Consider the following 21,270-nt stretch of genomic DNA (forward strand, 5'->3'; position numbering starts at 1 on the left):
GCGATGAAAAAACCGGGGAAGCACAACCGAGGAGACACATTCATGAAGATGCGCTACACGGCATTGGCAATGGCGGCGGCGATGGTCGCCGCGCACGGCGCATGGGCCGCAGAGCCCGAAGCCAAGAAATGGATCGACAGCGAGTTCCAGCCGTCGACCCTGAGCAAGGACCAGCAGGCGGCCGAGATGAAGTGGTTCATCGACGCGGCCAAGAAGCTGCAGGCCAAGGGCGTCAAGGAAATCTCGGTGGTGTCGGAGACCATCACCACGCATGAATACGAATCGAAGACGCTGGCCAAGGCCTTCGAGGAAATCACCGGCATCAAGGTCAAGCACGACCTGATCCAGGAAGGCGACGTGGTCGAGAAGCTGCAGACCTCGATGCAGTCGGGCAAGTCGATCTACGACGGCTGGATTTCCGACTCCGACCTCATCGGCACGCACTACCGCTACGGCAAGATGATGAACCTCACCGACTACATGGCCGGTGCGGGCAAGGAGTACACCAACCCCGGGCTCGACCTCAAGGACTTCATCGGCACCAAGTTCACCACCGCGCCCGACGGCAAGCTCTACCAGCTGCCCGACCAGCAGTTCGCCAACCTGTACTGGTTCCGCGCCGACCTGTTCGACCGCAAGGACCTGAAGGACAAGTTCAAGGCCAAGTACGGCTACGACCTGGGCGTGCCGCTGAACTGGAGCGCCTACGAGGACATCGCCGAGTTCTTCAGCGTCGACGTGAAGACCATCGACGGCAAGCCGATCTACGGCCATATGGACTACGGCAAGAAGGACCCGTCGCTGGGCTGGCGCTTCACCGATGCGTGGCTCTCGATGGCCGGCACCGCCGACATCGGCACCCCCAACGGCATGCCGATCGACGAGTGGGGCATTCGCGTGGCCGACGACAAGTGCACGCCCGTGGGCGCGGCCGTGTCGCGCGGCGGTGCGACCAACTCGCCGGCCGCCGTGTACGCGCTCACCAAGTACATCGACTGGATGAAGAAGTACGCGCCCAAGGAAGCCATGGGCATGACCTTCGGCGAAGCCGGCCCGGTGCCCGCGCAGGGCCAGATCGCCCAGCAGATCTTCTGGTACACGGCCTTCACGGCCGACATGACCAAGAAGGGCCTGCCTGTGGTGAACGAGGACGGCACGCCCAAGTGGCGCATGGCGCCCGGCCCGAACGGCCCGTACTGGAAGCAGGGCATGCAGAACGGCTACCAGGACGTGGGTTCGTGGTCGTTCTTCAACGGCCATGACGCCAACAAGACCGCCGCCGCCTGGCTCTACGCCCAGTTCGTGACCTCCAAGAGCGTCTCGCTCAAGAAGACCATCGTGGGCCTGACCCCGATCCGCGAATCGGACATCCAGAGCAAGGCCATGACCGACATGGCGCCCAAGCTGGGCGGCCTGGTCGAGTTCTACCGCAGCCCGGCCCGCGTGGCATGGACGCCCACCGGCACCAACGTGCCCGACTACCCCAAGCTGGCGCAGCTGTGGTGGAAGAACGTGGCCGAGGCCGTCACGGGCGAGAAGACCCCGCAGAAGGCCATGGACAACCTGGCCGACGAGATGGACAACGTGATGGGTCGCCTGCAACGCGCCGGCATGGCCCACTGCGCGCCCAAACTCAACGCCAAGGGCGACCCGAACAAGTGGCTCAGCGACCAGCACGCCCCGTGGAAGAAGCTGGCCAACGAGAAGCCCAAGGGCGAGACCATCGACTACAACAAGCTGCTGAGCGCCTGGAAGGCCGGCAAGGTGCGCTGATCGGCGCGTCGCCAGCAGCAATTGCAAACAAGGGCCGCGCCGCGAGGTGCGGCCCTTTTTCGCTTTCTGGCGCCCTGGTTCGTCGGATTCACGCGACGCCATGACCTATGGCAGATGCACCTTTGAAAAGGTTCGCTTACATTCGACGGCCCCCGCCACGGCCCGCCAGTGAATCCAAGTTCTTCCAGCCCCACCGCCAGCCCTCCTGCCACCCCGAGCGCGCGTGTCAAACGCGTCCTGCTGATCCAGTACTCGCAGACCGGGCAACTCGACCGCGTGGCCGGGCAGATCGCCGCGCCGCTGCGCGCCGATCCGGGCATCGAACTGCGCGTGGAGACGCTGCGGCCGCTGCAGCACTTTCCCTTTCCCTGGCCGTTCCTGACCTTCTTCGACGCGTTCCCCGAGTCGGCCCACCTGAAGCCGGGCCCGCTGGCGCCGCTGACGCTCACGGGCGATGAAGACTTCGACCTCGTCATCCTGCCGTACCAGGTCTGGTTCCTGGCGCCTGCGCAGCCGGTCGTGGCCTTCCTGCAGCACCCCGTGGCGGCGCGGCTGCTCAAGGGAAAACCCGTGGTCACGGTCATTGCTTGCCGCAACATGTGGCTGCTGGCCCACGAAAAGCTCAAGGGCCTGCTCGCCGCCACCGGCGCGCGCCTGATCGATAACGTGGTGCTCACCGACCCCGGCCCCACGCTCGCCACCTTCTTCACCACGCCGGCCTGGCTCATCTGGGGCCGCAAGCGCGGCTTCTGGGGCATGCCCGACGCGGGCCTGAGCGAGGAACAGATCCGCGGCTGTGGCCGCTTCGGCCGGGCCCTGCGCGACGCGCTGCATGAAGGCCGCGAGCAGGGCGATGCGCCCCTGCTGGCCGGGCTGGGCGCGGTGCGCGCCCAGGCGCGGCTGCTCATCAGCGAGAAGGCCGGCACGCGCAGCTTCTACCTCTGGGGCAAGCTGATCATGGCGGCCGGCGGGCCGGGCGCGGCGGTGCGCAAGCCGCTGCTCTTGCTGTACGTGCTGTTTCTGCTGGCACTGATCGTCACCGTCGTGCCGGTGAGCCTGACGCTGCAGGCCTTGCTGCGGCCGTTGTTCCGAGGGTGGCTGACTAAAATGACGGCTCAATTCGAGCGCCCGTCGGGCTCTGCCACGGACCGGCTCCCTCTCTATGACGACTGATGTTTTCCTGACCCGCACCGCCGCCTTCCTGCCTTTTTCTCCGGTCAGCAACGAAGACATCGAAGAAGTGTTGGGCCGCATCGGCGGCAAGGTGTCGCGTGCGCGACGCCTCATCCTGCGCAGCAACGGCATCCAGTCGCGCCACTACGCCATCGACCGCGCCACCGGCCAGCTGGCCATGACCAACGCACAGCTCACCGCCGCGGCCATCCGCGCGCTGGGCGACGACATCGGCCAAGTCGACTGCCTGGCCACCGGCACCTCGCTGCCCGACCAGCTCATGCCCAACCACGCGGTGATGGTGCACGGCGAACTGGGCTGGCCCCGGCTCGAGGTGGTGGCCTGCGCCGGCATCTGCCTGGCCGGCGCGGCGGCGCTCAAGCATGCGTGGCTCTCGGTGCGCGCGGGCGATGCGCGCCGCGCGGTCGCCACGGGCTCCGAGCTGGCCTCGGCCGTGATGCGCGGCATCAACTTCGAAGCCGAGCTCGAGCACAAGCTCGAAGCGCTCGAAGCGCGCCCCGAGATCGCCTTCGAGAAAGACTTCCTGCGCTGGATGCTGTCCGACGGCGCCGGCGCGGTGCTGCTGGAGCGCGAGCCGCGCGGGCCGCTGTCGCTGCGCGTCGAGTGGATCGAGCTGTCGTCGGCGGCGCACGAGCTGCCGGTGTGCATGTACGCCGGCGCCGACAAGAACGAGCAGGGCGGCCTCGACGGCTGGGCCCGCACCTCGCCCGCCGACTGGCAGCGCGACTCGACCTTCGCCGTCAAGCAGGACGTGCGCCTGCTCAACGACAACATCGTGCGCGCCACGCTGGCCGAGCCGCTCGCGGCCATCATCGAGCGCCGCGGGCTGAAGACCGACGACATCGACTGGTTCCTGCCGCACCTGTCGTCGCACTATTTCGTCGAGCCCGTGGCCGCGAGCCTCGCCGCACTGGGCCTGCCGATTCCGCGCGAGCGCTGGTTCAGCAACCTCGCGACCAAGGGCAACACGGGCTCGGCCTCGCCGTACATCATGCTCGACGAGCTGTTCCGCTCGGGTCGCATCAAGCCGGGCCAGAAGCTGATGATGTTCGTGCCCGAAAGCGGCCGCTTTTCGAGCGGCTTCATCTACCTGGAGGCTGTGTAGCCATGGACCTCGATGCCGTGCCACAGGAGGGCAACGCGACCCTCGCCGGCCATTCCAAGCTGATGTATGCCCGCGACGCGCAAGGCCGCGTCGTCACCACCACCTCGAAGGGTTGGGAGGCGGAAGAGATCGTCACCAGCCACGCGGTCGACGTGCTGGTCGAGCAGGCGCAGGAGGCCAAGGCGCGCGTGAAGGCCGGGCTGGCCTCGCCGCTCGAATACTGGATGTACGAGCGCCGCATGGACGTGGCGCTGCTCTCGCAGACCAGCGGCTTCTGGCAGTGGCGCGTGCGCCGCCACCTGCAGCCGCGCCATTTCGCCGCGCTGTCGCCGGCCCAGCTCGCCCGCTACGGCCAGGCGCTGGGGCTGCCCGTTTCCACCCTGCAAGGCCTGCCGTGAACTTCCAACACCAACAGGCGGCGCACTGCGAAAGCGGCGTCATCTCCAGCCTCATGCGCCACCACGGCGCGCCGATGAGCGAGGCGATGGCGCTGGGGTTGTCCTCGGCGCTGTCGTTCGCCTACCTGCCGTTCATCAAGCTGTCGGGCCTGCCGCTCATCTCGTACCGCATGCCGCCCAAGGCCATCATCAAGGGCCTGCTGGCACCGATGGCCGCGCGCTTTCGCTTCGAGACCTTCCGCAGCCCGCAGGCCGGGCAGCAGCGGCTGGACGCGCTGCTGGCCGACGGCCAGCTCGTGGGCCTGCAGACCTCGGTCTACTGGCTGCCGTACTTTCCGCCGAACATGCGCTTTCACTTCAATGCGCACAACCTGCTGGTCTACGGCAAGGACGGCGACGACTACCTGATCAGCGACCCGGTGTTCGAGGAGCCCGTGCGTTGCGCCAGCGAAGACCTGTCGCGCGCCCGCTTCGCCAAGGGCGTGCTGGCACCCAAGGGCCTCATGTACTACCCGCAGGCCATCGAGCGCAAGGCGGTCGACGCCGCCTCGGTGACCCAGGCCATCCGCAAGACTGTGCGCAACATGCTCGCGCCCATTCCCATCGTCGGCGTGCGCGGCATGCGCACGCTGGCCAGGCGCATGCAGAAGCTGTCGCCCAGCGATCCGCGCAGCGTCGACTTCATCGGCCACCTCGTGCGCATGCAGGAAGAAATCGGCACGGGCGGGGCGGGCTTTCGCTTCATCTACGCGGGCTTCCTGCAGGAGGCGGCGCAGCTGCTCGACAAGCCGCAGCTCACGCAGATGTCCGAACGCCTGATCGCCATCGGCGACGGCTGGCGCGCGTTCGCGCTCAAGGCGGCGCGCATGGTGAAAGGGCGCGAGCCGGTCGATCCGGTGGCGCTCGCCGGCAAGCTGCGCGAGCAGGCGCAGCAAGAGGAAACCTTCTTCCGCGACCTCAAGGCCGCTGTTGCTTGAGATGGGAGCCCCCCGGCTTGCCACTGCGTGTGCTTCGCCACCCCCCGAGGGGGAGGCTCGGCCCGCCTTGGGGCGGCCCGGCGGTGGGCCGATGCTGGAGCTTCACCAGCTCGGCTACCGCTACCCGCACGCTGACAAGGCCGCGCTGGCCGACGTGTCGCTCGCCGTGCCGCGCGGTTGCGTGCTGGGCCTGTTGGGACCGAACGGCGCGGGCAAGACCACGCTGATCTCGCATCTGTCGGGCGCGCTCGCGGTGCAGTCGGGCGACATCCGCATCGACGGCCAGCCCCTGCAGCAGGTGCGCGCCAAGGCGCCCACGCGCATCGCCGTGGCGCCGCAGGACCAGGCCTTCTATCCGATGCTCACCGTGGCCGAGAACCTGGCCTGCTTTGCCGCGGCCGGCAAACTTTCGGGTGCGCGCAAGAAGGCGCGCATCGACACCTGCACGCAGTTCGCGCAGCTCGAACAGTTCGCGGGCGTGCGTGCCGAACGGCTCTCGGGCGGCCTCAAGCGCCGACTCAACCTCGCGATCGCCTTGCTGCCCGAACCCGAGCTGATGCTGTTCGACGAGCCGACGGTGGGCGTCGATCCGCAGTCGCGCGCCTTCATCCTCGATGCGATCAAGAGCCTGGCGCAGGCCGGCGCGGCGGTGATCTACGCCTCGCACTACATGGAAGAGATCGAGGCCATCGCCGACCGCGTGGCCATCCTCGACCAGGGCCGCGTGCTGCGCGAAGGCCCGCTCGACGCGCTGCTGTCGCAAAGCGCGATGCTGCTGACGCTGGCCGCCGACGGGCTCGATGCGCAGCGGCTGTCGCGCTTCGGCACGGTGGAGCAGGGCGCGGCGCACTGGCGCATCCACCTGCACGCAGGCACCGGTCCCGGCCCCGTGCTGGCCGCGCTCGAAGCCGAAGGCATCGAGGTGCGCCAGGCCGAGTTCGGCCGGCATGACCTTGAGCAGCTGTTCATGGCGCTCACGCACCGCTCGCTGCGCGACTGACCGAACGCCATGCTTCTAGCGCTCATCAAGAAGGAACTGCTGGCCCTCGTGCGCGACATGCACGGGCTGGCCGTGCTGTTCGTGATGCCGATGGTCTTCATCGTGCTGATGTCGCTCACGCTGAAGGACATCTACCGTCCGCCGCTGGCCGAGCTGAGTTACGCGGTCGATGCGCGCGACAGCGGCACGCCCGCCAGATGGCTGCTGCAGATCTGGCAGCGCAGCCACGGCGCGCCGCAGCCGCTGGGCAGCGACTGGCAGGCGCGGCTGCGCAGCGGCACGCTCAAGTACGTGATCGTGCTGGAGCCGGGCCTGTCGGACGAACTGGAATCGGCCGCGCTCTCCACGCGCGCCCACATCCGCCTGCTGGCCGAGCCCGGCATCGACGCCAACCTGTTCAACGCGCTGCGCGCCGAACTCATCGGGGCCTCGGGCGAACTCAAGGCGCGGCTCGCGCTGGCGGTGCCCGGCACGGCCAGCCCCGCGCCCGACGCGTCCATCCAGGCGATCGTGCAGGCCGAGCGCTTCGCCACCGCCGGCCCGCGGCCCACGTCGGTGCAGCAGAACGTGCCGGCCTGGCTGGTGTTCGGCATGTTCTTCGTAGTCGCCTCGCTGTCCAGCCTGTTCGTGCAGGAGCGCGGCTCGGGCGCGCTCGGCCGGCTGCAGAGCCTGGGCGTGTCGCGTTCGATGCTGCTCGCTTCCAAGGCCTTGCCGTATCTCGGCGTGAACGCGCTGCAGGCGCTGCTGATGCTGGCAGCGGGCATCTGGTTCATGCCGCTGATCGGTGGCGACGCGCTCTCGCTCGCGGGCATCCACTGGGGCGGCCTGCTGCTGTCGCTGGCGGCCGTGAGCCTGGCGGCGGTGAGCCTGTCGCTGGCGGTGGCCTGCCTCGTCAAGAGCCATGCGCAGGCCGCCACGCTGGGGCCGATGGTGAATGTGCTGATGGCGGCGGCGGGCGGCATCATGGTGCCCAAGTTCGTCATGCCGGGCTTCATGCAGCGCATGGTCGAAATCTCTCCCATGAACTGGGGGCTCGAAGCGCTGCTCACCGTGCTGCTGCGCGGCGGCGGCGTGGCCGAGGTGCTGCCGCAGGTCGGCCGGCTGGTGGCGTTCGCGGCCCTCATGTTTTTCGTGGCTGCCTTTCTGTTTCGCAGGCGCGCACCGTGACGAGCACCGTTTCTTCTCCTGAATTCATCGCCCGCCTCAAGGCCCTCGTGCTCGAGGCTGTCGAAAAAGACGCGCCGCCCGGCGGCCTCGGCGACGACGAGCCGCTGTTCGGCCCCGAGGCGCGGCTGGACCTCGACTCGCTCGACGCGCTGCAGGTGTCGATGGCGATCCAGCAGCACTTCGGCCTGCGCATGCCCGACAGCAAGGACACGCGGCGCGCGATGACGTCGATCGCGCACCTGGCGGAACACCTGGTGCAAGCGGGCAAGGCATGAGTCCGGTGTACCTGGCCGGCATGGGCCTGGCCTGCGTGCTCGGCGACGATGTGCCGTCGGCGCTGGCGGCACTGAGGCGCGGCGGCGTGCCGCCCACGCCGGTGACCGTGGCCGAGGGCCTGCAGTGGCCGGTCTACACGCTGGCGGTGCCGCCCGGCGACTGGGCGCAGCGCGTGCAGCACACGGTGCGCCGCGTGGTCGCGCAGACCGGCGAGGGGCTGGACCGGCAGGGGCCGCTGTTCGTGGCCTCGTCGTCGCTCGACATCGGGGCCATGGAACATGCGCAGCACGACGCGCGGCTCAGCGGCGACCTGCAGGATTTCGCCGACATCGCCGCCGCCGCGCTCGACTGGCAGGGCCCGGTCTTCACCGTCTCGACCGCCTGCACCTCGGCGCTCAACGCGATGCTGGCAGCGGCCGACATGGTGCGCGCGGGCGAGGCGCGCGAGGCCTTGGTGATCGGCGCCGAACTCGACAACCGCTTCACCGTGGCCGGCTTCGGCGCGATGCAGCTGCTGGCGCCCGACAGCGCGCGGCCCTTCGGCGCGGGGCGCCAGGGGCTGGTGCTCGGCGAAGCGGTGGCGGCGCTGCGGCTCGGATCGCAACCCGCGCGCTGGGCGCTGCTGGGCGGCGCCAACGTGGTCGACGGCCGCAACCCCTCGGGCACCGAGGCGAGCGCCGTGCGTGCGATGTGCCGCGACACGCTGGCGCGCAGCGGCCTGCAGCCCGCGGACATCGACCTCATCAAGGTGCAGGCGGCCGGCAGCCCGGTCAACGACGCGATCGAGGTCGAGGCGCTGCGGCAGGTGTTCGACCCGCTGCCGCCGCTGGTGTCGCTCAAGTCGGCGATCGGCCACACGCTGGGCGCGGCCGGGGCGGCGGAGCTGGCTCTGCTGGTCGGCTGCATCGAAGGCGGCGCCTGGCCGTCGGTCGGCTACGCGCTGGACGAGACGCTGGGCATCGCGCTGAGCGACGGGCCGCCGGCGCGGCTGCGCCACATCCTGCTCAACGTGGTGGGCTTCGGCGGCGGGCATGCGTCGCTGGTGCTCAAGGATTGCGACGTCGCATGACCACATCGACTTGGCGCACTGTCGCGCACGTCGTGGCGCATCCGCCGCCCGACGACTGGCGCGACGCGCTCGCGACCCGCCTGGGCCGCCGGCCGCGCCGCGTCGGCCTGTGGACCGAACTGGCGATGTACGGCGCGCTGCGCTGCCTCGACGCGGCCGGCGAAGCCGCGCTGCCGGCGGGCGCGCGCCTGCGCGTGACCAGCCGGCGCGGCGCGTGGGAGGCCACGCGCGCGGGGCTGGCGCAGCTCGATGCGGGCCTGCCGATGCCCTTCACCTTCATGCAGGGCCAGCCCGCGCTGATGCTGGCGGAAGTCGGCCGCAGCCTCGACTGGCAGGGCGATGCGAGCTTCATGCTGTGCCGCGATCTCGCGCGGCCGCTGGCGCTGTCGCAGCTGGGCGCGGGGCGCGACGGGCTGCTGTTCGGTGTGGTGGAGGAGACGTTCGGCGACGTGCCGCCGCGCTCCGAATGGTGGCGGCTGGTGCCGACCGATCAGGCGGCGATCGAACGCTGAAGGTTCTCGCGCGCCCGCGCTTCGAGCAGGGCGTGCAGGCGCGGCGTGGCGTAGATCGCCGGGCGAGCTAGAAAGCGCTGGAGGATCGCGCGCCGGCGCGGCAGGCGAATCTCCTCCGGAACGAAACCGTATTCCGCATGCACCTGGCGCTCGTACTCGTCGAAGCGCGCGCGCTCGGCGCCGAGGATCGACAGGTCGATGTCGATCAGCAGCTCGGCGTCGCGGCCCTCGGGCACGGCGTCGTGGCGCGTGGCCATGACAAGTGCGTGGACGCGCTCGGCCGACGCATCGCTCGCACCGGCGGCCTGCAGCGCCTGCCGCGCCCAGGCGGCACTGCGCGCTTCGTTGTCGTGCGCATGCACGTCATAGATCGCATCGTGGAACCACAGCGCCAGCGCGACTTCGCCGGGGTGTTCGGCGAGCGCCTGTTCCCGGTCGAACCACGCGAGGCATTCGCCCAGGTGCTGCATCGTGTGGTAGTGGCGCTGCGGCTCGCCGTAGCGGCGTTGCAGTTCGAGCCGCAATGCGTCGTCGGGCGCGGCCACGCCCAGCGCCTGCCAGGCGGCGGTCCAGTTCGCGTGCAGCGCCTGCGGTGTCATGGGGCTATTGCTCCATCGCGGCCTTGACCTCCTGGCCGAGGTCGAGCACCGACATCGCGTAGTAGCTGCTCCAGTTGTAGCGCGTGATCACGTAGAAGTTACGCGTGCCCGCGACATAGGTCGGCGGCGCGTCGAGGCCGTTCTGCAGCTCGATGAGCGCCAGCAGGCCCTTGTGCTTCAGGCCTTCGCCCTCGGGCACCGCGCCCGCGGCCACGAAGCTGTCGGCGCTGAAGGTCGGCAGGATGTCGGGCGCCAGCAGCAGCGCCTTCTTCAAGCGCGCTTCCTCGAAATGCACCGGATAGATCGACGGCATGCCCGGTGTCCAGCCGAAGCCCTTGAAGTAGCTTGCGACCGAGCCGATCACGTCGACCGGGTTGTTCACGAGGTCGATGCGGCCGTCGCCGTCGAAGTCGACCGCGTACTTGGCGATGCTGCTGGGCATGAACTGCGGCATGCCCATGGCGCCGGCGTAACTGCCCACGGGCGTGAGCGGGTCGTCGGCGGTGCGGCTTTCGGTGCTCAGGAAGCTTTCGAGCTCGCCGCGGAAGAAGGCGACGCGCTCGGCCGCGCGCGGGTGGCCCTGCGGGAAGTCGAAGGACAGCGTGGCCAGTGCATCGATCACGCGGAAGTTGCCCATGTTGCGGCCGTAGATGGTCTCGACGCCGACGATGCCGACGATGATTTCCGGCGGCACGCCGTAGGTGGCCTCGGCGCGCGCGAGTGTCTCGGCATTGGCGCGCCAGAAGCGCACGCCGGCCGCGATGCGCACCGGGTCGATGAAGCGGCTGCGATAGGTCTGCCAGTTCTTCACCGTGCCGACCGGGCCCGGCAGCATCAGGCGCGGCACGTTGGGCAGGAAGCGTGCGGCGCCGATGGTGGCGCGCACCCAGTCGCGGTCGAGGTTGCGGCGCTGGGCGACGTCGTCGGCGAACGCCATGGCGTCGTCGCGCGTGGCGTACGGAGTGCTGCCGCGCACCGGCGTGACGGCGGGGCGGCCATTGGCCTGGGGCTTCTGGGCCAGGGCGCCCGTGGGCCAGGCGACGCAGGCGGCGAGGAGGGCGGTGGCGGCCACTGCGGCGCGCAAGGGCGTGGGGAAGGCGTGTGACATGGGCACGATTGTGCCGCCCGTGCGCATGCGCACTTTCGGGGGACACATGTGGTTGCAGCCGCGCGTCAGGCGCGCGGCGGCGTGGGCGGCCAGGGCAGCCGGCGGAACTCGGCGCGCAGCGCGGCGAGCGAGGCCGATGGGCCGGACGCGGCGGGCGCGTAGCGCTGGGCTTCGAGCTTCAGCAGCCAGTCGCGCACGGCCTGCGCGGCGGGCCCGAAGCGGGCGTCGGCGGCCTGGGCCATCTGGCGCGGCGGCGTTGTCTCGGGCAGCGGCAGGCCGGCCTTGGCCAGGCGCGCGCGGGCCCGGCCCAGCAGGCGCAGCCACGGGTCGTGCCGGCTGCGCTCCCACAGCGTCCAGCCGGCGCCGGCCAGGCTCGCGGCCACCAGCAGGTACAGCAGCACGTAGCCCAGGTCTTCCAGGCTCGGGGCGTTGAAGCCGAGGGTCTTGAGCAGGTCGAGCTGGCGGCTCTGCGTGTAGTTGAGCACCCACTGGTTCCAGCCGTTGTTCACGGCCTCCCAGGCGGCGCGCAGGTTCTGCACCAGCGTCGGGCTCATGACGCCGATGGCGCCGGCCAGCAGGCCGGGCTGCGGCGTGAGGCGCTGGAACTGCCCGATGCGCCCCGGCGCGACCGAGCCGGTCGGGTCGACGCGCACCCAGCCCGCGCCTTCTTGCCACACCTCGGCCCAGGCGTGCGCGTCGCTCTGGCGCACCACCCAGTAGTTGTCGACGTTGTTGAGCTCGCCGCCCTGGTAGCCGGTGACGATGCGCGCCGGGATCTGCAGGTGGCGCATGAGCACCACGAAGGCCGAGGCGATGTGCTCGCAGAAGCCTTCCTTGCGGTCGAACCAGAACTCGTCGGCGGTCTCGTTGCCGTACACGCCGGGCTCCAACGTGTAGGTGTAGCCGCCGGTGCGCAGACGTTGCAGCGCGGCCTGCACGAAGGCCTGTGCATCGGCGCCGGCCAGCGTGGGGTCGGCGCGCATCTGGGCGGCGAGTGCAGCGGTGCGTGGGTTGCTGCCGGGCGGCAGCACCAGGTAGGGCTGGAGCCGGCCACCGGTGCGCGTCAATGGGCCGCTCTGGAACTGCGGGTGGCTCTCGGCGCGGTAGCGCACGAGGTCCATGATCGGCCGGTTCACGAACCACTGCAGGTCGGGTGTGCCGGTGACCTCGTAGCCGGGCACCTCGGGCGCACGTGGCGCGGCGTCGAGCGTGAGCAGCCACGGGCGCTGGCTGGCCTCGAGCGTGACCTCGTAGCGCACCGGGCCGCCGCGCGTGCGCAGGTTCGACACCGACTGCCCGCTGCGCGCCCAGGTCGGCAGCGCCGTCCATTCGCGGCCGTCGAACTGCGCCAGCACGGGGCCGCGGAAGTACAGCTGGCTTTGCGGCGGCGCGCGGTTGTCGTCGAACTTGATGCGCGCCGCGATGCTCCCGTCGAGCGCCAGTTCGGCGATGGTGCCGACCCGCATCGTGTTCGACAGGCCGGTGCGCCCGGCCATGGCGTCGCCGGGCGTGCCCCACAGCGGCGCGAAGCGCGGGAACAGCAGGAACAGCGCGAGCATCACGGGCGCGCCCGCCAGTGCCATCCAGCCGGCCATGCGCGCGGCCTGCATCAGCGGCGGCCGGCCCACCGGCATGTGGGCGTTGACCAGCGCCGTCAGCAGACCCAGCAGCGCCAGCAGCATGGTGAAGGCGGTGAGCAGCGATTGCGAATAGAAGAAGTTCGTGAGCATCGCGAAGAAGCCCAGGAAGAAGACCACGAAGGCGTCGCGTCGCGCGCGCAGCTCCAGCGTCTTGAGCGCCAGCAGGCACACGACCAGCGTGACGCCCGCGTCGCGGCCCAGCAGCGTGCGGTGGGTGGCGTAGGTGCCGGCCAGCGCCAGCGCCAGCAGCGCGAGGCGCCACCACTTGCTGGGCAGCGGGCGCGCCTGCACCGCCAGCGAGGCGCGCCACAGCAGCACCATGGCGGTGATGGCCGAGCACCACCAGGGCAGCTCGTTCACCTGCGGCAGCAGGATGAGGCCGATGACGCAGAGCAGGAACAGCGTGTCCCGTGCGTCCCTCGGCAGCGCGGTGAGTTCGCGTACGACCCGGTTCATGCGGCGACCTCGTTCATGCGCACAGCGCCAGCGCCTCGAGGCAGGCGCGCCGGTGCGCTTCGCCCTGCGACGGTTTCACCGTGCGGCCGGCGACGCGCACGCCGTAGTCCACGCCCAGCCGGTCGGCCATCAGCACCCAGGCGCACAGGCGCGACAGGCGAGCCTCGGTGTCGGGCAGCGCGGCGGCATGCGCGTCGAGCCAGAGTTCTTCGCGCTGCGTGTGCTGCGTGTCGCGGCTCACGAGGTCTTCGGAGCCGTTGGCCTGCGCGCGGGCAGCCTTCTTCCAGACCACGAGCTTGAGCGGATCGCCGCGCCGGTAGGCCCGCACGCCGTCGTACTCGCCGGCGTTCTGCGCCCGCATCGCGGCCGACGCGGCGGCTGGGCCGGACAGGGGTTCGCCCGGCGGCAGCGGCGGCGGATGGGCTTCGGGCGTCGGGTACACGAGCAGCTGCGCGGCCGGGCGCCAGACCGTCCAGACGCGGAAGGTGCCGAGCGGAAAGCGCGTCTCGGCGGTCAGCGGCGGCACCGGGTGCAGGCCGCGCCGCTCGGGCTGGAAGGCGATCTCCACCGTGGCCGTGCCTTCGGCGGGCACGTCGGTCCAGGCCCACTGGCCGCTGCCGCGTACCGCCATGCCGATGCCGTAGCGCACGCTGCGCCGTTCGTTGTGCAGCACCACGCGCAGCACCGCCGCGGCGCCCGCGAACTGCGCCTCGGGCGGCACCATGCGCAGCGCCAGCCCGCGCAGCGTGGCGTGGCACACATGCATGCCCACCGCGACGCTGCCGGCCAGCAGGAAGGTCAGCAGGTAGCCCAGGTTGAGCTGGTAGTTGATCGACGCCACCAGCAGCACCAGCAGCGTGGCCGCCAGCGTCCAGCCGGCGCGCGTGGGCACGATGTAGACGTTGCGCTGGGTGAGTTCGAGCGTGTCCGACGGGGCCCGGCGCGAGAGGAACCAGCCGTCGATGCGCGAGCGCAGGACGCCGACAGGGCTCACGGCAGCGGCACCTCGGCGATCATGGCGCGCACCTGTTCGACGGCGCCGCGACCGGCATCGCCCACGGGCGTGAGGCGGTGCGCGATGGTCTGCGGCAGCACGGCCTGCACGTCGTCGGGCGCCACGTAGTTCCGGTTGGCCAGCAGCGCCTGCGCCTTGGCGGCGCGCAGCACGGCGATGCCCGCGCGCGGCGACAGGCCCTGCAGGAACCAGCGGCCCGAGCGGGTCGCGGCAATCAGGTCCTGCAGGTAGTTCAGCAGCGGCTCGGCCGCATGCACCTGCTGCACGCGCTGCTGCAGGGCGGTGAGTTCGCCGGCGGTCAGCAGGGCGGGCAGGCCGGCGAGCATCTCGCGGCGGTCGGCGCCGGCCAGCAGCTGGCGCTCGGCCGCGCGGTCGGGGTAGCCCAGCGAGATGCGCATCAGGAAGCGGTCGAGCTGCGACTCGGGCAGCGCGAAGGTGCCGAGCTGGTCCTGCGGGTTCTGCGTGGCGATCACGAAGAAGGGCGAGGGCAGGGGGCGGGTCTCGCCCTCGACGGTGACCTGCTTTTCTTCCATCGCCTCGAGCAGCGCGCTCTGGGTCTTGGGGCTGGCGCGGTTGATCTCGTCGGCCAGCAGCACCTGCGCGAAGATCGGCCCGGGGTGGAACACGAAGGCCTGCTGGCCCCGGTCGTAGATCGCCACGCCCGACAGGTCGCCCGGCATCAGGTCGGCCGTGAACTGCACGCGCGAGAACTGCAGGCCGAAGGTGTGCGACAGCGCATGGGCCAGGGTGGTCTTGCCGACCCCCGGCACGTCCTCGATCAGCAGGTGCCCGCCCGCCAGCAGACAGGCCACGCAGTCGCGCACCTGGGCCTCTTTGCCAACAATCACCGTGTTAAGCTGACTCAGCAAAGTGGCTAGCTTCGCAGCAACGTCCATATTTGTATCCATATGCAAACGATACCGTAAGACCTTGCGGCCCCATGCTGCGTGAGGTCTAGGCGCGACGACACGAGACACGGCGAGAGATGGGCAAGACAGGCTACTTCACGCATCGCGACTTCTGGAAGCACGACATGGGCAACGGGCATCCCGAATGCCCCGAGCGGCTGGATGCCATCGAAGACCGGCTGCTGCTGACCGGTGTCGGCGACGCGCTGGCGCGGGGCGAAGTGCCCCTGGCCACGCTGGAACAGATCACCCGGGCCCACAGCCACGCGCATGTCGAACACCTCGAGGAACTGCAGCAGCGCCTCGTGGCCGACGCGCCCGCCGGCGGCCCCGACCATGCGCAGGTCGACCCCGACACCGTGCTGACCCGCTTCACCCTGCTGGCCGCGCGCCGCGCCGCGGGTGCCGCCGTGGCGGCCACCGATGCCGTGATGGCCGGCGAGATCGAGAACGCCTTCTGCCCCGTGCGCCCGCCGGGCCACCATGCCTGCCGCGAGCAGGCCATGGGCTTTTGCTTCTTCAACAACGTGGCCATTGCCGCGCGGCATGCGCTCGAGGTGCACGGCCTGGACCGCGTGGCCATCGTCGATTTCGACGTGCACCACGGCAACGGCACCGAGAACATCCTGTCGAACGACCCGCGCGTGCTGATGGTCGGGTTCTTCCAGCATCCGTTCTATCCGTACAGCGGCACCGAGCACCCGGCCTCGAACATGCTGAACCTGCCGATCCCGGCCTACACCAAGGGCATGGACGTGCGCGAGCTGGTCGAGGCGATCTGGATGCCCCGGCTCGAGGCCTTCAAGCCGCAGATGGTGTTCATCAGCGCCGGTTTCGACGCCCACCGCGAGGACGAGCTGGGCCAGCTCGGCCTCAACGAAAACGACTTCGCCTGGATCACCGGCCGCGTGCGCGATGTCGCCAAGCGCCATGCGCGCGGGCGCATCGTCTCGCTGCTCGAGGGCGGCTACCACCTGGACGCCCTGGCGCGCAGCGTGGAAGCGCACATCCGCGTGCTGGCGGACCTGTAACCCGGTTGGCGCCCGCGAGGCGCCCTGTTTCTTTCATCGATGAATTTCAATTTCGACGACTTCCTCCAGCGCCTGCGACAGGTCGACGCGCACGGCCTGGGCATCGAACTCACCGTGCTCGTGACCTGCGTGGCCGTGGCATGGGCGGTGTGCAAATGGTTCGGGCGCGACCAGCCCAAGGATTCGATCTGGTTCGGCGAGCGCACCTTCGACGGCCTGCTGTTCCCGTTGCTCGCGCTGGTGCTCACCGGCATTGCGCGCCGCGTGGCGCTCGATGTGCTGCCCGTGGTGCTGGTGCTGCGCATCGCCGTGCCGGTGTTCCTGTCGCTGGCGGTCATCCGGCTGTTCGCGCGGGTGCTGCGGGCCGTGTTCCCCACTTCCAGCCTGGTGCGGCTGATCGAGCGCACCATCTCGTGGCTGGCCTGGATCGCCGCCGTGCTGTGGATCGTCGGGCTGCTGCCGCCGGTGCTGGCCGAACTGGACGACATCACGCTGGCCTTCGGCAAGACCCGCGTGAGCCTGCAGACCATCATCCAGGGCGCGTTGTCGGCCGGGCTGGTGCTGATGATCGCGCTGTGGATCTCCAGCACCATCGAGAAGCGCATCCTGCGCGAGGCCGTGAGCGACCTGTCGATGCGCAAGGTGGCGTCGAACGCGGTGCGTGCCTTCCTGCTGCTGATCGGCCTCTTGTTCGCGCTGTCGGCGGTGGGGGTCGACCTCACGGCGCTGTCGGTGCTGGGCGGCGCGCTGGGCGTGGGCCTGGGCTTCGGCCTGCAGAAGCTGGCGGCCAACTACGTGAGCGGTTTCGTGATTCTGCTGGAGCGCTCGATCCGCATCGGCGACAACGTGAAGGTCGACACCTTCGAAGGCCGCATCACCGACATCAAGACGCGCTACACGCTCATCCGCGCGGGCAACGGGCGCGAGGCGATCGTGCCGAACGAGTCGCTCATCACCGGCCGTGTCGAAAACCTGTCGCTGGCCGACCGCAAGTTCAACATCACGACCAACATCGTGGTCGGCTACGAGAGCGACGTGGCGCAGGTGCAGGGCATCCTGTGCGACGCCGCCAAGGCCCAGCCGCGCGTCATGACCGACCCGGCGCCCATCGCCTACCTCGTCACCTTCGCGCCCGACGGCCTGGAGTTCAGCCTGAACTTCTGGGTCGCCGACCCTGACAAGGGCAAGGACAACGTGCGCTCGGCCATCAACATCGCCATCCTCGAAGGGCTGCGGGCCGCCCGCATTGACATTCCCTATCCGCAGCGGGTGCTGCGAGTGGAATCTTTGCCGGCGGGAGTGGCCGCAGCGCCTCCCGCTGTTTTATAATCACGGAAAAGCACGATCGTTCTTTTTTCGAGCCCTCGAGGCCGACAAGAAGAATGGAGAGGCAGCCAAGGCCGGCGTCCTAAAATGGCAGGCTGCTCTCGAAGCCCCCCTTTTTGCAATCCAATGGAGTCAAGTCAATGAAGGTTCTTGTGCCTGTCAAACGGGTCGTCGATTACAACGTGAAGGTGCGCGTCAAGAGCGACGGCACCGGGGTGGACATTGCCAACGTCAAGATGAGCATGAACCCCTTCGACGAGATCGCTGTCGAAGAAGCGGTGCGGCTGAAGGAAAAGGGCATCGTGACCGAAGTCATCGCCGTCTCCTGCGGCGATGCCAAGTGCCAGGAAACCCTGCGCACCGCGATGGCCATCGGCGCCGATCGCGGCATCCTGGTCGAGACCACCGAAGAACTGCAGCCGCTGGCTGTGGCCAAGCTGCTGAAGGCGCTGGTCGACAAGGAACAGCCCCAGTTGATCATCCTGGGCAAGCAAGCCATCGATGACGACGCCAATCAAACGGGCCAGATGCTGGCTGCCTTGGCCGACCTGCCGCAAGCCACCTTCGCCTCGAAGGTCGACCTCGCAGCCGACAAGGTCACCGTCGCACGTGAAGTCGACGGCGGCATGGAAACCCTCACGCTCACGCTGCCCGCGGTCATCACGACCGACCTGCGCCTGAACGAGCCGCGCTACGTCACCTTGCCCAACATCATGAAGGCCAAGAAGAAGCAGCTGGACACCTTCAAGCCCGAAGACCTGGGCGTGGATGTGAAGCCCCGCCTGAAGACCCTGAAGGTCAGCGAGCCCCCGAAGCGTGGCGCAGGCATCAAGGTGCCCGACGTTGCCACCCTGGTGGACAAGCTCAAGAACGAAGCCAAAGTGATCTGAGGAAGAAACGAACATGACCGCACTCGTCATTGCCGAACACGACCACGCCAGCATCAAGCCGGCCACCCTCAACACCGTGACTGCAGCCTTGGCTTGCGGTGGCGACGTCCACATCCTCGTGGCCGGTGCCAACGCCGCCGAAGCCGCCAAGGCCGCCGCGCAGATCGCCGGCGTGTCCAAGGTGATCGCTGCCGACAGCGCATCGCTGGCCGAGAACCTCGCCGAGAACGTCGCCGCACAAGTGCTGGCGATCGCCGGCAACTACAGCCACATCCTGTTCCCCTCGACCGCCAACGGCAAGAACGTCGCACCGCGCGTGGCTGCCAAGCTCGATGTGGCGCAGATCAGCGACATCACGAAGGTCGATAGCCCCGACACCTTCGAGCGCCCGATCTACGCCGGCAACGCCATCGCCACCGTGCAAAGCACCGACGCCACCAAGGTGATCACCGTGCGCACGACCGGCTTCGACGCCGCAGCCGCCACCGGTGGCAGCGCCACCGTTGAAACCGCTGAAGGCGTGGCCGACAGCGGCAAGAGCGCCTTCGTCGGCCGTGAAGTCACCAAGAGCGACCGCCCCGAACTGACCGCCGCCAAGATCATCGTCTCCGGTGGCCGGGCTCTCGGCAGCGCTGAGAAGTTCAACGAAGTGATGACGCCGCTGGCCGACAAGCTCAACGCCGGCCTGGGCGCCAGCCGCGCCGCAGTGGACGCAGGCTACGCCCCGAACGACTGGCAAGTGGGCCAGACCGGCAAGATCGTCGCGCCGCAGCTGTACATCGCCGCGGGCATCTCGGGCGCGATCCAGCACTTGGCCGGCATGAAGGACTCGAAGGTCATCGTCGCGATCAACAAGGATGAAGAAGCCCCGATCTTCTCGGTGGCCGACTACGGCCTCGTGGCCGACCTGTTCACGGCCGTGCCGGAACTCGTGAAGGCGCTCTGATCGCTTCAACGCATTGAGCCAGAAGGCATCGTTCGCGATGCCTTTTTTACATCTGCCGCCCCCCACCGCGGCCCCTGGAGAGAAGACATGAGCTACACCGCCCCCCTCAAGGACATGCTGTTCGACATCGAACACCTGGCCAACATCGGCGAGATCGCCAAGCTGCCCGGCTTCGAAGACGCCGGCCTCGAAACCGCACAGGCCGTGCTCGAAGAGTGCGCGCGCTTCAACCAGGACGTGGTGGCGCCGCTGAACGTCGAAGGCGACCGCAACCCCTCGTCGTTCAAGGACGGCGAAGTCACCACCAGCAAGGGCTTCAAGGACGCCTTCGCGCAGTACGTGTCGGGCGGCTGGCAGGGCCTGCAGCATCCGGCGGACTTCGGCGGCCAGGGCCTGCCCAAGACCATCGGCGCGGCCTGCGGCGAAATGCTCAACTCGGCCAACATGAGCTTCGCGCTGTGCCCGCTCTTGAGCGACGGCGCCATCGAGGCGCTGCTCACGGCCGGCTCCGACGAGCTCAAGGCGGTGTATCTCGAAAAGCTCGTGAGCGGCCAGTGGACCGGCACGATGAACCTCACCGAGCCGCAGGCTGGCAGCGACCTGGCCATGGTGCGCAGCCGCGCCGAGCCGCAGCCCGACGGCACCTACAAGGTGTTCGGCACCAAGATCTTCATCACCTACGGTGAGCACGACATGGCCGAGAACATCGTGCACCTCGTGCTGGCCCGCGTGACCGGCGCGCCCGAGGGCGTGAAGGGCATCAGCCTGTTCGTGGTGCCGAAGTTCATGGTCAACGCCGACGGTTCGCTGGGCGCGCGCAACGACGTGCACTGCGTGAGCATCGAGCACAAGATGGGCATCAAGGCCTCGCCGACCGCCGTGCTGCAGTACGGCGACCACGGCGGCGCCGTCGGTTACCTCGTGGGCCAGGAGAACCGTGGCCTCGAGTACATGTTCATCATGATGAACTCGGCCCGCTACGCCGTGGGCATGCAGGGCATCGCGATCGCCGAGCGTGCCTACCAGCACGCCGTGGCCTACGCCAAGGACCGCGTGCAGAGCCGCCCGGTCGATGGCTCGATCAACGCCAGCGCGCCCATCATTCACCACCCGGATGTGAAGCGCATGCTGATGACGATGCGTGCCTACACCGAAGGCTGCCGCGCGATGGCCTCGGTGGCCGCCGCCGCCTACGACGCCGCGCACCACCATCCCGATGCGGATGCGCGCAAGCAGAACCAGGCCTTCTACGAATTCATGGTGCCGCTCGTGAAGGGCTACAGCACCGAGATGAGCCTCGAAGTGACCTCGCTGGGCGTGCAGGTGCACGGCGGCATGGGCTTCATCGAAGAGACCGGCGCGGCGCAGTACTACCGCGACGCGAAGATCCTCACGATCTACGAAGGCACCACCGCGATCCAGGCCAACGACCTCGTGGGCCGCAAGACCGCACGCGACGGCGGCCAGACCGCCAAGGCGATCGCGGCGCAGATCGAGAAGACCGAAGCCGAACTTGCCAAGAGCGACAGCGCTGCGGCCGCAGCCGTCCTCAAGCGTCTGACCGCTGCGCGCCTCGCGTTCATCGACGTGGTCGACTTCGTCGCCGGCCAGACCAAGGCCTCGCCCAACGCCGTGTTCTCGGGCAGCGTGCCGTACCTGATGCTCGCGGGCAACCTCGTGGCCGGCTGGCAGCTCGCGCGCTCGCTGATCGTGGCGCAGGACCAGGCCTCGCACAACGTCGACGTCGCCTTCATGCAGGCCAAGATCGCCACCGCGCGCTTCTATGCCGAGCACATCCTGAACAAGGTGCCGGGCATCCGCGACAGCATCGTCGAAGGCGCCGAGAGCGTCACGGCGCTGGCGCTCGAAGCGTTCTGACG

20 protein-coding genes are annotated in these 21,270 nt (G+C 69.2%); 15 read left to right on the top strand and 5 right to left on the bottom strand.

The genetic code is table 11. The features are described 5' to 3' along the window. The first annotated feature begins 42 nt into the window (after positions 1–42). The 10 genes from ACAM42_RS13275 to ACAM42_RS13320 all read left to right on the top strand — a co-directional run bounded on the left by ACAM42_RS13275 (position 43) and on the right by ACAM42_RS13320 (position 9,471). On the top strand, positions 43–1,773 hold the full coding sequence (locus ACAM42_RS13275; protein WP_070059465.1) for an ABC transporter substrate-binding protein: 1,731 nt from the start codon (positions 43–45) through the stop codon (positions 1,771–1,773). A 168-nt stretch (positions 1,774–1,941) separates the two neighbouring features. After that, positions 1,942–2,946, top strand: coding sequence for a dialkylrecorsinol condensing enzyme (locus ACAM42_RS13280; RefSeq protein ID WP_369632276.1), 1,005 nt, complete (start codon positions 1,942–1,944; stop codon positions 2,944–2,946). Further along, positions 2,936–4,072 carry a beta-ketoacyl-ACP synthase III gene (locus ACAM42_RS13285; protein ID WP_369632277.1) on the top strand — a complete coding sequence of 379 codons (1,137 nt, stop codon included), beginning with the start codon at positions 2,936–2,938 and terminating at the stop codon, positions 4,070–4,072. Before ACAM42_RS13280 ends, ACAM42_RS13285 begins: the two co-directional genes overlap by 11 nt. A gap of 2 nt (positions 4,073–4,074) precedes the next feature. Continuing rightward, a complete protein-coding gene (locus ACAM42_RS13290) occupies positions 4,075–4,470 on the top strand; it encodes a hypothetical protein (RefSeq protein WP_062476723.1) in 396 nt (131 codons plus the stop codon). After that, on the top strand, positions 4,467–5,447 hold the full coding sequence (locus ACAM42_RS13295; protein ID WP_369632278.1) for a BtrH N-terminal domain-containing protein: 981 nt from the start codon (positions 4,467–4,469) through the stop codon (positions 5,445–5,447). The genes ACAM42_RS13290 and ACAM42_RS13295 overlap by 4 nt, the downstream gene beginning before the upstream one ends. Before the next feature lie 91 nt (positions 5,448–5,538). Further along, a complete protein-coding gene (locus tag ACAM42_RS13300) occupies positions 5,539–6,447 on the top strand; it encodes an ABC transporter ATP-binding protein (protein WP_369632279.1) in 909 nt (302 codons plus the stop codon). Positions 6,448–6,456: 9 nt separating this feature from the next. After that, a complete protein-coding gene (locus ACAM42_RS13305) occupies positions 6,457–7,614 on the top strand; it encodes an ABC transporter permease (RefSeq protein ID WP_369632280.1) in 1,158 nt (385 codons plus the stop codon). Then, positions 7,611–7,889 (top strand): acyl carrier protein, encoded by a 279-nt coding sequence (locus ACAM42_RS13310; protein WP_139706326.1) that lies wholly within the window; start codon positions 7,611–7,613, stop codon positions 7,887–7,889. Before ACAM42_RS13305 ends, ACAM42_RS13310 begins: the two co-directional genes overlap by 4 nt. Beyond that, positions 7,886–8,959, top strand: coding sequence for a beta-ketoacyl synthase N-terminal-like domain-containing protein (locus ACAM42_RS13315; RefSeq protein ID WP_369632281.1), 1,074 nt, complete (start codon positions 7,886–7,888; stop codon positions 8,957–8,959). Before ACAM42_RS13310 ends, ACAM42_RS13315 begins: the two co-directional genes overlap by 4 nt. Beyond that, positions 8,956–9,471: a hypothetical protein gene (locus tag ACAM42_RS13320; protein ID WP_369632282.1), complete on the top strand. Its 516-nt coding sequence runs from the start codon at positions 8,956–8,958 to the stop codon at positions 9,469–9,471. The genes ACAM42_RS13315 and ACAM42_RS13320 overlap by 4 nt, the downstream gene beginning before the upstream one ends. Here the strand turns inward: ACAM42_RS13320 and ACAM42_RS13325 are convergent. From ACAM42_RS13325 to ACAM42_RS13345, 5 genes are all read right to left on the bottom strand, one after another. Further along, positions 9,450–10,070 carry an N-methyl-D-aspartate receptor NMDAR2C subunit gene (locus tag ACAM42_RS13325; RefSeq protein WP_369632283.1) on the bottom strand — a complete coding sequence of 207 codons (621 nt, stop codon included), beginning with the start codon at positions 10,068–10,070 and terminating at the stop codon, positions 9,450–9,452. The genes ACAM42_RS13320 and ACAM42_RS13325 overlap by 22 nt on opposite strands. Before the next feature lie 4 nt (positions 10,071–10,074). Beyond that, a complete protein-coding gene (gene mltB / locus ACAM42_RS13330) occupies positions 10,075–11,178 on the bottom strand; it encodes a lytic murein transglycosylase B (protein ID WP_070059562.1) in 1,104 nt (367 codons plus the stop codon). 65 nt (positions 11,179–11,243) lie between these two features. Further along, complete coding sequence (locus ACAM42_RS13335) at positions 11,244–13,274, bottom strand: transglutaminaseTgpA domain-containing protein (RefSeq protein ID WP_369632284.1); 2,031 nt, start codon at positions 13,272–13,274, stop codon at positions 11,244–11,246. A 13-nt stretch (positions 13,275–13,287) separates the two neighbouring features. Then, positions 13,288–14,268 (bottom strand): DUF58 domain-containing protein, encoded by a 981-nt coding sequence (locus ACAM42_RS13340; protein ID WP_369632285.1) that lies wholly within the window; start codon positions 14,266–14,268, stop codon positions 13,288–13,290. Continuing rightward, a complete protein-coding gene (locus ACAM42_RS13345) occupies positions 14,265–15,185 on the bottom strand; it encodes a MoxR family ATPase (protein WP_159277454.1) in 921 nt (306 codons plus the stop codon). The genes ACAM42_RS13340 and ACAM42_RS13345 overlap by 4 nt, the downstream gene beginning before the upstream one ends. Positions 15,186–15,274: 89 nt before the next feature. On the opposite strand from ACAM42_RS13345, the gene ACAM42_RS13350 reads away from it, so the two are divergent. From ACAM42_RS13350 to ACAM42_RS13370, 5 genes are all read left to right on the top strand, one after another. After that, on the top strand, positions 15,275–16,228 hold the full coding sequence (locus tag ACAM42_RS13350; RefSeq protein WP_062482261.1) for a histone deacetylase family protein: 954 nt from the start codon (positions 15,275–15,277) through the stop codon (positions 16,226–16,228). Positions 16,229–16,267: 39 nt separating this feature from the next. Continuing rightward, positions 16,268–17,557: a mechanosensitive ion channel family protein gene (locus tag ACAM42_RS13355; RefSeq protein ID WP_159272338.1), complete on the top strand. Its 1,290-nt coding sequence runs from the start codon at positions 16,268–16,270 to the stop codon at positions 17,555–17,557. A 137-nt stretch (positions 17,558–17,694) separates the two neighbouring features. Then, complete coding sequence (locus ACAM42_RS13360) at positions 17,695–18,444, top strand: electron transfer flavoprotein subunit beta/FixA family protein (RefSeq protein WP_369631195.1); 750 nt, start codon at positions 17,695–17,697, stop codon at positions 18,442–18,444. Between the two features lie 13 nt (positions 18,445–18,457). After that, positions 18,458–19,390, top strand: a complete 933-nt coding sequence (locus ACAM42_RS13365; RefSeq protein ID WP_095744806.1) for an electron transfer flavoprotein subunit alpha/FixB family protein — start codon at positions 18,458–18,460, stop codon at positions 19,388–19,390. Positions 19,391–19,477: 87 nt separating this feature from the next. Then, positions 19,478–21,268, top strand: a complete 1,791-nt coding sequence (locus ACAM42_RS13370; protein WP_062482680.1) for an acyl-CoA dehydrogenase — start codon at positions 19,478–19,480, stop codon at positions 21,266–21,268. The last annotated feature ends 2 nt before the right edge of the window (positions 21,269–21,270 follow it).

Origin of the sequence: Variovorax sp. V35 (assembly GCF_041154465.1) — a bacterium.
In the GTDB taxonomy this organism is placed as follows: Bacteria; Pseudomonadota; Gammaproteobacteria; order Burkholderiales; family Burkholderiaceae_C; genus Variovorax; species Variovorax boronicumulans.

Excerpts from the sequence above, each read along its gene's own strand:
- ACAM42_RS13275 (WP_070059465.1), top strand. The coding sequence starts at position 43 with ATGAAGATGCGCTACACGGCATTGGCAATGGCGGCGGCGATGGTCGCC.
- ACAM42_RS13285 (WP_369632277.1), top strand. The coding sequence starts at position 2,936 with ATGACGACTGATGTTTTCCTGACCCGCACCGCCGCCTTCCTGCCTTTT.
- ACAM42_RS13290 (WP_062476723.1), top strand. The coding sequence starts at position 4,075 with ATGGACCTCGATGCCGTGCCACAGGAGGGCAACGCGACCCTCGCCGGC.
- ACAM42_RS13300 (WP_369632279.1), top strand. The coding sequence starts at position 5,539 with ATGCTGGAGCTTCACCAGCTCGGCTACCGCTACCCGCACGCTGACAAG.
- ACAM42_RS13305 (WP_369632280.1), top strand. The coding sequence starts at position 6,457 with ATGCTTCTAGCGCTCATCAAGAAGGAACTGCTGGCCCTCGTGCGCGAC.
- ACAM42_RS13315 (WP_369632281.1), top strand. The coding sequence starts at position 7,886 with ATGAGTCCGGTGTACCTGGCCGGCATGGGCCTGGCCTGCGTGCTCGGC.
- ACAM42_RS13320 (WP_369632282.1), top strand. The coding sequence starts at position 8,956 with ATGACCACATCGACTTGGCGCACTGTCGCGCACGTCGTGGCGCATCCG.
- ACAM42_RS13325 (WP_369632283.1), bottom strand. The coding sequence starts at position 10,070 with ATGACACCGCAGGCGCTGCACGCGAACTGGACCGCCGCCTGGCAGGCG.
- mltB (WP_070059562.1), bottom strand. The coding sequence starts at position 11,178 with ATGTCACACGCCTTCCCCACGCCCTTGCGCGCCGCAGTGGCCGCCACC.
- ACAM42_RS13335 (WP_369632284.1), bottom strand. The coding sequence starts at position 13,274 with ATGAACCGGGTCGTACGCGAACTCACCGCGCTGCCGAGGGACGCACGG.
- ACAM42_RS13345 (WP_159277454.1), bottom strand. The coding sequence starts at position 15,185 with ATGGACGTTGCTGCGAAGCTAGCCACTTTGCTGAGTCAGCTTAACACG.
- ACAM42_RS13350 (WP_062482261.1), top strand. The coding sequence starts at position 15,275 with ATGGGCAAGACAGGCTACTTCACGCATCGCGACTTCTGGAAGCACGAC.
- ACAM42_RS13355 (WP_159272338.1), top strand. The coding sequence starts at position 16,268 with ATGAATTTCAATTTCGACGACTTCCTCCAGCGCCTGCGACAGGTCGAC.
- ACAM42_RS13360 (WP_369631195.1), top strand. The coding sequence starts at position 17,695 with ATGAAGGTTCTTGTGCCTGTCAAACGGGTCGTCGATTACAACGTGAAG.
- ACAM42_RS13365 (WP_095744806.1), top strand. The coding sequence starts at position 18,458 with ATGACCGCACTCGTCATTGCCGAACACGACCACGCCAGCATCAAGCCG.
- ACAM42_RS13370 (WP_062482680.1), top strand. The coding sequence starts at position 19,478 with ATGAGCTACACCGCCCCCCTCAAGGACATGCTGTTCGACATCGAACAC.